The organism is Streptomyces sp. NPDC056948 (assembly GCF_042674225.1).
Taxonomy (GTDB): domain Bacteria; phylum Actinomycetota; class Actinomycetes; order Streptomycetales; family Streptomycetaceae; genus Streptomyces; species Streptomyces purpurascens.
On the sequence record NZ_JBHUQX010000310.1, the window covers coordinates 1 to 11,609 of the forward strand.

Genomic DNA, 11,609 nt, shown 5'->3' on the forward strand with positions numbered 1-11,609 from the left:
GGCGGCGGACCGGCCTCGGTTTGACCCCCTTGGCCGGGGCCCCGTAACCTTGACCGTCGGCGTGTCGAATGACGCGTCACATCCCCGTAAACCTCACCCCTCCGGGCGCCGGGCGCCCAGGAGAGGCTGTTCGCTGAGTCGAGCGGCTGGCCTGCGGGGGTGCCGTTTCCCGAGCGAGAGAGAGTTCCGCGTGTACGCCATCGTGCGCAGCGGTGGTCGCCAGCACAAGGTTGCTGTCGGCGACATCGTTGAGGTTGACAAGATTTCCACTGCCCAGGTTGGCGACACGGTCGAGCTCTCGACCCTGCTCGTTGTCGACGGCGACTCTGTGACCAGCGACCCGTGGGTGCTGGCCGGCATCAAGGTCCAGGCCGAGATCGTGGACCACCACAAGGGCGTCAAGATCGACATCCTTCGCTACAAGAACAAGACCGGCTACCGCCGTCGTCAGGGCCACCGCCAGCAGTACACGGCGATCAAGGTCACTGAGATCCCCGCGGCTGCGAAGTAAGGGACTGAGGAGAAATGGCACACAAGAAGGGCGCATCGTCCACTCGGAACGGTCGCGACTCCAATGCCCAGCGGCTCGGCGTGAAGCGCTTCGGCGGTCAGGTCGTCAACGCGGGTGAGATCCTGGTCCGTCAGCGTGGCACCCACTTCCACCCGGGCTCCGGCGTCGGCCGTGGCGGCGACGACACGCTGTTCGCTCTGGCCGCCGGTTCGGTGCAGTTCGGCACCCACCGTGGCCGCAAGGTCGTGAACATCGTTCCGGTCGCCTGATCGGAAACTTTCGCGAGGCGGACCTCACTTCCCTCACGGGAAGCGGGTCCGCCTTTCGCGTGTTGGTCAGAGAACAACCCCGTACGACCCGTACGGACACGTACGCAAATGGAGGCACACACCATGACCACCTTCGTGGACCGCGTCGAGCTGCATGTCGCCGCGGGTAGCGGAGGCCACGGCTGTGCCTCCGTTCACCGTGAGAAGTTCAAGCCGCTGGGCGGACCGGACGGCGGCAACGGCGGTCGTGGCGGGGACGTGATCCTCACCGTCGACCAGTCCATCACCACGCTTCTCGACTACCACCACTCCCCGCACCGCAAGGCCACCAACGGCAAGCCCGGCGAGGGCGGCAACCGCTCCGGCAAGGACGGGCAGGACCTGGTGCTGGCGGTGCCGGACGGCACGGTGGTGCTGGACAAGGCGGGCAACGTCCTCGCCGACCTGGTCGGGCACGGCACGTCCTTCGTCGCCGCGCAGGGCGGCCGGGGCGGGCTCGGCAACGCGGCGCTGGCCTCCGCGCGACGCAAGGCGCCCGGCTTCGCGCTGCTCGGTGAGCCGGGGGACCTTCAGGACGTCGTCCTGGAGCTGAAGACCGTCGCCGACGTGGCGCTCGTCGGGTATCCGAGTGCCGGTAAGTCGTCCCTGATCTCGGTGCTGAGCGCCGCCAGGCCGAAGATCGCCGACTACCCGTTCACCACGCTCGTGCCGAACCTCGGTGTCGTCACGGCTGGTTCGACCGTGTACACGATCGCCGACGTGCCCGGGCTGATCCCCGGGGCCAGCCAGGGCAAGGGCCTGGGCCTGGAGTTCCTGCGGCACGTGGAGCGGTGCAGTGTGCTCGTGCACGTCCTGGACACCGCCACGCTGGAGTCGGACCGCGACCCGGCCTCCGACCTCGACATCATCGAGGAGGAGCTGCGGCAGTACGGCGGGCTGGACAAGCGCCCGCGGATGGTCGTCCTGAACAAGACCGACGTACCGGACGGCAAGGATCTGGCCGAAATGGTGCGGCCCGACCTGGAGGCGCGCGGGTACCGCGTGTTCGAGGTGTCGGCCGTGGCCCATCTGGGGCTGAAGGAACTGTCGTTCGCACTCGCGGAGCTCGTGGCCAAGTCCCGGGCGGCGAAGCCGAAGGAAGAGGCCACCCGGATCGTGATCCGGCCCAAGGCCGTGGACGACACGGGCTTCACCGTGACCCGCGAGGACGACGGCCTGTTCCGGGTGCGCGGCGAGAAGCCCGAGCGGTGGGTGCGGCAGACCGACTTCAACAACGACGAGGCGGTCGGGTACCTGGCGGACCGGCTCAACCGGCTCGGTGTCGAAGAATCGCTGGTGAAGGCCGGTGCCCGGGGTGGTGACGGCGTCGCCATCGGGCCCGAGGACAACGCGGTCGTCTTCGACTGGGAGCCGTCCCTGACGGCCGGGGCGGAGATGCTGGGCCGACGCGGTGAGGACCACCGGTTCGAGGGTGAGCGGCCGGCCGCGCAGCGCCGTAGGGACCGGCAGGCCGAGCGGGACGATGCACAGCAGGAGTTCGACGACTTCGAGCCGTTCTGAGTTAACAAAGCGCAAATTCGCGACCGACTTTGGTGCAACCAAGTCGTTCTCCGGGGTGTCGTACAGGGCAGAGCGGATGAGGATCTTGTTCCTTGCCGCGTAGCAACTGCCCATGCGATCAACGGAGTTGACGTACGTGCCCCAGTCCACGAGCAAGCGCGGGATCGGCCGAGGCATCGCAGTCGCGGCGGCGATCGCCGTCGCTGCCGCCGTCACCGCCCCCGTGGCCGCGCAGGCCGCCGGGGCGGCAGACGCCACCCCGGCCGCCGCCTCGAAGCTCCACGACGACTTCAACGGCGACGGCTACCAGGACCTGGCGGTCGCCGCCCCGTACGGCAAGATCAACGGCAAGGCCCGTGCCGGGTATGTGGCCGTCGCGTACGGCTCGGCGAAGGGCATCGACCTCGCCCACAAGCAGGTCATCAGCCAGGACACCCCCGGCATCCCCGGTGCCGCGGAGGCGGACGACTACTACGGCGAGGGCCTCGGGGCCGGCGACCTGGACGGCGACGGCTACGCCGACCTGGTCGTGGGCGCCCCGGGTGAGGACGTCGGGGAGGTCACCTCAGTCGGCACGCTCGCCGTGCTGTGGGGCGGGAAGCAGGGCCTGTCCGGCGGCACGGCCGTCGCCACCGGCACCGAGGAGGACCGGGTCGACCCGGAGACCCCGGCGCTCGGCGACTTCGACGGCGACGGCAACCTGGACCTGGCCACCGGGAACCGCCTGCTGTCCGGGCCGTTCGACCGCACCACCGGCGCCGCGAAGAGCCGGACCCTCGCCCTCGAGGCCCAGTACGTCACGGACGACGTGGCCGCCGGCGACGTCGACCACGACGGCATCACGGACCTGGTCGCCCTCATCCACGACAACAGCGACGACGACTCGCACGACCCGGACGCCAAGAACCGCCGCGCGGTCTACCTGCGCGGCACCCCGGACGGCCTGAGCGCCCCGGCCCCGCTGAAGAACGCCGACGGCACGCGCCTGCGCGGCGGCGAGAGCCTCGCCATCGGCGACGTGAACAAGGACGGGTACGGCGACCTCGTCATCGGCCGGCCCGTCGACGGCTCCGGCGAAGTCCCGGTCGAGGATTCCCTGAAGGGCGGTCAGATCGGCGTCGTGTACGGCTCGGCCGACGGACCCGACACCTCCCGTACGACGATCGTCACGCAGGACACCCCGAACGTGCCCGGCGCTTCGGAGTGGGGCGACGGGTTCGGCCGGGGCATCTCGGTCGCCGACGTCGACAACGACGGCTACGAGGACGTCTCCACCGGCAGCCCGAGCGAGGCCCTCGGCGAGGTGTACGCGGCCGGCCAGATCACCGTCCTGCGCGGCGCCAAGTCCGGGCTGACCGGCGACGGCTCCTACTCCATCAGCCAGAACACCAAGAACGTCCCGGGCGACGCGGAGCAGAACGACTTCTTCGGCGCCGACACCAAGCTCCTCGACGTCAACGGCGACGGCCGGGCCGAGCTGTTCGCCGGTGCCACCGGCGAGAACCGGGACGGGGGAGTCTGGGCGTTCCCGAACCCCGTCAACGCGCCCACCCCCACTGGCTCGGTCAGCTTCGGCGCGGGCACGCTCGGCACGGTCGCGGACGGCTCCGCTCTCGGCTCGGGCTTCGCCCGATGACCGCCCGCCCCCGTCCCCGCTCCCGGCGCGGACGGCTCGCCGTCGCCACCGGCCTCGCGCTGCTCGCGGGCGCCCTGGCGGTCCCCGCCGCCCCCGCCGTGCCCCTGAGCGGCCCGTCCGGCACGGAGCGTCCGCGCGACGACTTCAACGGCGACGGCTACGCCGATCTCGCCGTGGCCGCCCCGGCCGCGACCGTCGGCGGCAAGAAGGGCGCCGGTTACGTCGCCGTGCTCTACGGCTCGGCGAACGGACTGAACACCACGAAGCGGCAGGTGTTCAGCCAGAACACCGCCGGCGTGCCCGGCAGCGCCGAGACGGACGACGCGTTCGGCAGCACGCTCGCCACCGCCGACCTCGACCGCGACGGGTACGCGGACCTGGTCGTCGGCGCGGGCCGCGAGGACACGGCCGACGGCGGCATCGACTCCGGCCTTGCCGAGGTGCTGTGGGGCGGCCCGAAGGGCCTCGCCGGCGGTGCCGTACTGGCCACGGGGAAGGAGTACGACGGGCTCGGCGCCCAGGGGCGTCTGGCCCTCGGTGACGTCGACGGCGACGGTGCCGAGGACCTGGTGACCGTGGAGAACCAGTTCAACCTGCGCGTGCTGAGCGGTACGTTCGCCCGGGACGGCTCCACGTCCGGCGGCGAGCAGATCCTGGGGGACGAGTTCGACACCCGCGTCCTCGACCTGGCCACCGGCGACGTCAACGGCGACGGTGTCACGGACGTCGCCGCCACCCAGAACGACGGCGACGAGTTCGACGCCCGCCGGGTCGTGTACTGGCCGGGCTCCCGGCAGGGACTCAAGCCGTACACCACCGTGGAAGGCGCCGACGGCTATCGGATCCAGGGCGGCGAGAACCTCGACATCGGGGACGTCGACCAGGACGGCGTCGACGACATCGTGGTCGGCCGGGCCGTCACCGGGTACGACAGCGACCTCGACACCCCCGCCGCCAAGGGCGGCCGGGTCACCTGGATCCCGGGCACCTCGAACGGGCCGGACGGCACCAAGGCCACGCACCTCAACCAGGACAGCCCTGGAGTGCCGGGCGCCGCCGAGGCGGGCGACGGCTTCGGGACCGATGTCCGGGTCGCCGACGTCAACGGCGACGGCTACCCGGACGTGGCGACCGGGCTGCCCGGCGAAAACCTGGGCAGTGTGGCCGACGCGGGCGCGGTCGTCGTGCTGCGCGGCACCGCGAAGGGGCTCACCGGCACCGGCGCCCAGGTGGTCACGCAGAACACGCCCAACGTGCCGGGCGCCGCCGAGAAGGGCGACACCTTCGGCAACGCCGTCCACCTCGCCGACGCCAACCACGACGGCCTGGCCGACCTGGTCGCCGGCGCGCGGGGGGAGAACGGCAACGCCGGGTCCGTCTGGTACTTCAGGTCAAGCCCGACGACCGTCGTGAGCGCGAACGGCACGACGACCTTCGGCAACACGCTCCTCGGCACCACCCCCACGGACGCTCGGCTCGGTACCGTCTTCGCCGACTGATCATCCGTCAGACCCGTCCCGGCAACGGCTTGTTCCGGTGCTGGCGGCGGGTCTCTTTTTGTCTGCTTAGTTGTCATGTACGTGAACCCCGGCGTTCAGCGGGCGGACCGCCCGCGAGCGTGAAGCTTCCCAGTGTCCAAGTGGCCAGCGAGGTAAGGGAGTCAGCCGATGACAGCAGGATCGCCCGACCGACGCCGCTTTCTGACCGCCGGCGCCGCGGTGCTCGGCGCCGCCGCCTCCGCCCAGCTCTGGCTTCCGGCCGCCGCCCGCGCGGCCGAGACGCCGCTGCCCGACGGTGTGTTCAGCCTCGGCGTCTCCTCAGGCGACCCGCTGCCTGACGGCATCGTGCTGTGGACCAGGCTCGCCCCCGACCCGCTGAACGGCGGCGGCATGCCCGACCGGGTGGTGCCGGTGGAATGGCAGCTCGCGGAGGACCCACGGTTCAGAAAGCTCGTCCGCCGGGGCACCGCCCAGGCCCGGCCCGAGTACGGGCACAGCGTTCACGTGGACGCACGCGGGCTGCGCGCGGACCGTACGTACTGGTACCGCTTCCGCACCAGCGGACAGCTCTCGCCCGTCGGCCGCACCCGCACCGCGCCCCACCCCTACAGCTCCGGTGGCTCCCTGCGCATGGCCCTCGCCTCCTGCCAGAACTGGCAGCACGGCTATTTCACGCCATACGCAGACATGCTTGATCAGGACCCCGACGTCGTGGTGTTCGTCGGCGACTACATCTACGAGTCCACGCCATCGGCGACGGGCGTACGACGGCACGAGGGGACCGGCGAGCCGTTCAGCCTCGCGCAGTACCGCAACCGGTACGCCCAGTACCGCACCGACCCGGACCTCGCGGCGATGCACGCGAACGCGCCCTTCGTGGTGAGCTTCGACGACCACGAGGTGGACAACGACTTCGCGGGCGAGATCCCGCAGGACCCCGACAAGCAGCCGCACGACGCGTTCGTGGCCCGCCTGACCGCGGCCTACCAGGCGTTCTACGAGCACATGCCGGTCCGTGCCACCGCCGTCCCGAACGGCCCGCACATCCGGATGCACCGCCGCCTGGAGTTCGGCCGCCTGGCCCGGCTCAACGTCCTGGACACCCGGCAGTACCGCAGCGACCAGGCCACCAGCCAGGCTGGGGCCCAGGACCCGTCGCTGACCATGCTGGGCGCGCAGCAGAAGCGGTGGCTGCTGGACGGCCTCCAGGACTCGCCCGCGCGCTGGAACCTGATCGCCTCCCAGATCATGATGGCCGAGACGGATCTCAAGGTCGGTGAGGGCAAGCTCTGGTTCTACGACGCCTGGGACGGCTACCAGGCCGAACGCAACGGGTTCCTCCAGGAGTTCAAGCAGGTCCGCAACCCGGTGGTGCTCTCCGGCGACCGGCACCTGACGATGATCAGCGACCTCAAGGAGGACTACGCCGATCCGGGCTCCGGGGTCGTCGGCGCCGAGTTCGTCGGCACCTCCATCTCCAGCAACGGCGACCAGGACCAGGAGGCGTTCCGCAAGGAGTGGGACCCGCGGCGTCCGGACAACCCGCACTGGAAGCTGCTCGACGCGCACCGCGGCTACCACCTCTTCGACGTCCGCCGTGACGGCATCGACGCGCAGGTGAGAGTGGTCGACACCGTACGGCAGCCGACCTCGACACCGCGCACGCAGGCGCGGCTGCGGGTCGAGGCGGGCCGGCCGGGCGTCGAGGTGGTCTGACGGCCTTTTGACCATGGAGCGGACGGGAGCCTGGGACTCATCGGAGTCCCAGGCTCTTCCGGCTCTTCCCTTACCCCGACCGAGATCGAAAAGCTGCGGAATCTTTACCGAGAATTCCGCGGCAATGGGCGGCTGAGCGATCGGTATTCGGGACTTGCCCGCGACGGCGCGGCGTCGCTTATGAAGAACGCGTGCCGCCCCGTGCCCGGGGAGGTGAAGGCCGGCCCGACGTCACCGGTCCGTGACGACTGCCACGGCGGTCGGGTTCCACGCGACACCGCCAAGGCGCGTACCGTGCACCAGACATCGTCCCAAGGAACCAGACATCGTCCCAAGGAACTCGTGAAGGCCCTCGGCCGCCGCTGTCGCACGCGGCTCCGACGTCGCTGTGCTTCTGTGGAGTGACTCACAGCGCATTTCGAGGGCGTTCCCGGAGTCGTCTCACCAATCACCGGCACTCCCAGGTGAATGACAGGTTGCGCGCACATATGTGGCGAAGGTCGCTCACCTTGCACTGCGGTAACCACAAGTGGGACCATTTCCAAGTTCCCTGTCGCCCCGAGGTAGGTCACCTGTGTCCCAGCACATAGCCAAGCCCCGTACCACCGCAGTGATCCTGGCTGGTGGTACCGGTCAGCGCGTTGGTCTGTCGATCCCCAAGCAACTGCTGAAGATCGCCGGCAAGGCAGTCATCGAGCACACGCTGACCACCTTCGAGAACGCCGACTCGATCGACGACATCATCGTGCTGATGGCGCAGGGCTACGTGCCCGACATCGAGAAGATCGTGGCGAAGGCCGGTTTCAAGAAGGTCTCGAAGATCATCGAGGGCGGCTCCACGCGGAACGAGACCACCGAGCGCGCCATCGCCGCGCTGGGCGAGGGCCTGGCCGAGGGCGAGGACGCCAACGTCCTCTTCCACGACGCCGTGCGCCCCCTGCTGTCGCAGCGCGTCATCGACGACTGCGTCATCGCGCTGGAGCGCTTCCAGGCCGTCGACGTGGCCATCCCGTCCGCGGACACCATCATCGTCACGCGCACGCACGGTGAGGACGGCGAGTTCATCACCGAGATCCCGGACCGCTCCCGGCTGCGCCGCGGCCAGACCCCGCAGGCCTTCAAGCTGTCCACGATCAAGCGTGCCTACGAGGTCGCCTCCAACGACCCCAACTTCCAGGCCACCGACGACTGCTCCGTCGTGCTCAAGTACCTGCCGGACGTGCCGATCCACGTCGTCGCGGGTGACGAGTACAACATGAAGGTCACGCAGCCCGTCGACGTCTTCCTCGCAGACAAGCTCTTCCAGCTCGCCTCGACCGCCGCGCCCGAGCAGGTCTCCGAGGAGGCCTACCGCGAGCTCCTCACCGGCAAGACGATGGTCGTCTTCGGCGGCTCCTACGGCATCGGCAAGGACATCGGCGAGCTCGCCGAGTCCTACGGCGCCAAGGTCTACGCGCTGGGCCGCTCCACCACCGGCACCCACGTGGAGAACCCGGAGGAGGTCGACGACGCCCTGTCCAAGGCGTACGCCGAGACCGGCCGCATCGACTACGTGGTCAACACCGCGGGCGTGCTGCGCATAGGCAAGCTCGCCGAGACCGACAACGCCACCATCGAGGAGGCGCTGAAGGTCAACTACCTGGCCCCGGTGCAGATCGCCCGGTCGTCGTACAAGTACCTGTCCGAGACCAACGGCCAGCTCCTGCTGTACACCTCCAGCAGCTACACCCGCGGTCGCGCCGAGTACAGCCTGTACTCCTCGACCAAGGCCGCCATGGTGAACCTCACCCAGGCCCTGTCCGACGAATGGGCCGGCGACGGCGTCCGCGTCAACTGCATCAACCCCGAGCGCACCGCCACCCCCATGCGCACCAAGGCCTTCGGCCAGGAGCCCTCGGGTTCCCTGCTGTCCTCCGAGGCCGTGGCCCGCACCTCGCTCGACGTGCTGCTCTCCGAGCTGACCGGCCACGTCATCGACGTCCGCCAGCAGGACCCGACGGCCGGCGCGGCCCGGGCGTCCGGCTTCGAGCAGGCACTCGCCACGGTGCTGGACCGGCAGGACGGCGTGTAATAATTGGCGCCAAATAGACTCCGGTAATTCAGGCCTCTGCGCTCTCCTGTTAACGAAGTTCGTCAACAGGAGTGTTCGCAGGGGCCTGAATCCATACCGTCCCGCGAATATTCACAGACCAGCCGCAATTCCGAACCAGACCGGCACACCCCTCCCAAGAGCAGGTTTCTCCGTGATATCCACCGCTATTCGCGTCGCCCGGGTGGGCAGTGCGGCCCAGCTGGCCGCGGCGGTCCTCATGATGGCGGGCTACCCCGCCCTCATGCTGGCCGCGCTCGTCCCGAGCGTTCCCGCCTTCGCGGCAGCGGCCGCCGTGACGTACCTGGCGGACCACTATCTGCACCGCAAGGGCAGCTACCTGATCAACCGCCTCAGCAAGGTGCGGGCCGGCCTGTCGATCCGCTTCCTGATCCGGCAGCTCCTCCTCGTCCTGCTGCTGGCCCGGCTGTCCCTCGCGGACAACCTGATCTACTACGGGGCGATCGCCTGCTTCATCGCCTTCTACGGTCTCCAGGCCCCGCACGGCGCGCTGGTCCAGCTCATCCGCAACCGCCGCCGCATGCCGGTCGCCACCCGCAACGTCGACCTGAAGTCGCGCATCCGCATCCCGGACGCCCCGCCGCGCAAGCTGCTGCACCGTTCCGCCGAGAAGATGCTCCACATCGACCTCTTCGCGGTCGCCGGCGTCCTGCTCGCCTCGCAGGTGAAGTCCGCCCTCGTCGGCTTCATCGGCATCGGCATCACGGTGGCCCTCGGCACGCTGTACGTGCTGGCGCTCGTGCCGTACGTGCGCGGCCGGAAGATCCCGCCGAACGCCGAGCGGGTCCTGGCCGCCATGGACGACTGGCTGGGCGAGTACAAGCCGGAGACGGTCCTGTACTTCTCCGGTTCGAAGGACTCGGTCTACCAGGTCAACATGTGGCTGGACACCATGGAGAACCTGGACTCCAAGCCGCTGATCATCCTGCGTGAGCGGGCCATCCTGAACAACCTGGCGCCCACCACGGTCCCGGTCATCTGCGTGCCCGGAGGGGTGCACCTGATGAACATGGACCTGTCCACGGTGCGTGTCGCGCTCTACGCGGCCAACGTCGGCAAGAACATCCACATGCTGCGCGTGCCCACGATCAAGCACGTCTTCATCGGCCACGGCGACAGCGACAAGCTCGCCAGCGTCAACCCGTACAGCAAGGTCTACGACGAGGTGTGGACGGCCGGACGCGCGGGCCGCGACCGCTACGCCATCGCCGACGTCGGTGTCCGCGACGACGACATCGTCGAGGTCGGCCGCCCCCAGCTCGCCCCGATCCAGACCTGGCAGGGCGTGCCCGACGGCCGGATCCCGACCGTGCTCTACGCCCCCACCTGGGAGGGCTGGGACGGCAACCCGGGCAACACCTCGGTCGTACTGGCCGGCGAGAACATCGTGCAGCAGCTCGTGCAGGCCGACCCGCCGGTCCGCGTCCTGTACAAGCCGCACCCGTTCACCGGCAACGTCAGCAAGGAGGCCGGCGCCGCCCACCAGCGCATCACCGCCCTGGTCCGGCAGGCCGCCGCCGAGCGCGCGATCGACACGCGCTTCGTCGCCGACACGGCCGTTCAGGCCGACGCCAAGACCGAGCTGGCCCGTATCGAGGCCCGGCTCGCGCAGCTCTCCGGCTCCGGCGGCGAGCGTCGCGACGAGGCGGAGGCCACCCGTGACGGGCTGGTCGACGTCGCCCGGCACGAGGAGGTCGCCCGGCTGCGCGCCGAGTGGAACGACGCCTACTGGCGTTCCTTCCCCGCCTGGGAGCACCGCGTCATCACCGGCGCCGACCCGCGGCTGTACGACTGCTTCAACGTCTCCGACGCGATGGTCTCCGACATCTCCAGCGTGGTCTCCGACTTCATCGCGAGCGGCAAGCCGTACGCGGTCACGGACTCCGCCGAAGTGGGCGTCGAGGAGTTCAAGCGGAACAACACGGCGGTGCGCGCCGCGGTGATCCTGTCCAACAGCGCGGCCGAGCTGGGCGCGCTGCTCGGCGCCGTCCGCGACCGGGCCGCCGACCCGCTGGCCGAGGACCGCAAGGAGCTCAAGCAGTACCTGCTGGGCCCGGACGAGCCGACCTCCCTCGTCCAGTTCAACACCGCCGTCGCGGACCTCGCGCTCAAGGCCGAGACGCGCAACGTCGGCCAGGAGTCACGGGTGGCGGCCGCCTTGGCCGATGCCGAGGTCGACGCCGAGGCCGATGCCGAGCTGGCGAACGCCGTGCCCGGGCAGCGGGCGGCCGCGGCCGGTGACACGGACGGTGTCGGCGCGGGCTGACCCACCGCCTGATTCAGGGCTCGGCCCCCGAGGAACGTCTTC

At 69.9% G+C, this 11,609-nt stretch carries 8 protein-coding genes; all 8 read left to right on the forward strand.

Annotated features, from left to right (window positions below):
- The first annotated feature begins 190 nt into the window (after positions 1 to 190).
- The 8 genes from rplU to ACFTZL_RS31660 all read left to right on the forward strand — a co-directional run bounded on the left by rplU (position 191) and on the right by ACFTZL_RS31660 (position 11,567).
- Positions 191 to 511 (forward strand): 50S ribosomal protein L21, encoded by a 321-nt coding sequence (rplU, locus tag ACFTZL_RS31625; RefSeq protein ID WP_382589591.1) that lies wholly within the window; start codon positions 191 to 193, stop codon positions 509 to 511.
- Positions 512 to 525: 14 nt separating this feature from the next.
- Positions 526 to 780: a 50S ribosomal protein L27 gene (gene rpmA / locus ACFTZL_RS31630; RefSeq protein ID WP_031130899.1), complete on the forward strand. Its 255-nt coding sequence runs from the start codon at positions 526 to 528 to the stop codon at positions 778 to 780.
- A 123-nt stretch (positions 781 to 903) separates the two neighbouring features.
- Positions 904 to 2,340 (forward strand): GTPase ObgE, encoded by a 1,437-nt coding sequence (gene obgE, locus ACFTZL_RS31635; protein WP_382589594.1) that lies wholly within the window; start codon positions 904 to 906, stop codon positions 2,338 to 2,340.
- Positions 2,341 to 2,452: 112 nt separating this feature from the next.
- Positions 2,453 to 3,976, forward strand: a complete 1,524-nt coding sequence (locus tag ACFTZL_RS31640) for an FG-GAP-like repeat-containing protein (protein WP_382589597.1) — start codon at positions 2,453 to 2,455, stop codon at positions 3,974 to 3,976.
- A complete protein-coding gene (locus ACFTZL_RS31645; RefSeq protein ID WP_382589600.1) occupies positions 3,973 to 5,475 on the forward strand; it encodes an FG-GAP repeat protein in 1,503 nt (500 codons plus the stop codon). Before ACFTZL_RS31640 ends, ACFTZL_RS31645 begins: the two co-directional genes overlap by 4 nt.
- Before the next feature lie 168 nt (positions 5,476 to 5,643).
- Complete coding sequence (locus ACFTZL_RS31650) at positions 5,644 to 7,191, forward strand: alkaline phosphatase D family protein (RefSeq protein WP_382589602.1); 1,548 nt, start codon at positions 5,644 to 5,646, stop codon at positions 7,189 to 7,191.
- Between the two features lie 574 nt (positions 7,192 to 7,765).
- Entirely contained in the window at positions 7,766 to 9,262 is a 1,497-nt protein-coding gene (locus ACFTZL_RS31655; protein WP_382589605.1) for a D-ribitol-5-phosphate cytidylyltransferase, read from the forward strand.
- 202 nt (positions 9,263 to 9,464) lie between these two features.
- Positions 9,465 to 11,567 carry a hypothetical protein gene (locus ACFTZL_RS31660; RefSeq protein ID WP_382589608.1) on the forward strand — a complete coding sequence of 701 codons (2,103 nt, stop codon included), beginning with the start codon at positions 9,465 to 9,467 and terminating at the stop codon, positions 11,565 to 11,567.
- Positions 11,568 to 11,609: the final 42 nt, after the last annotated feature.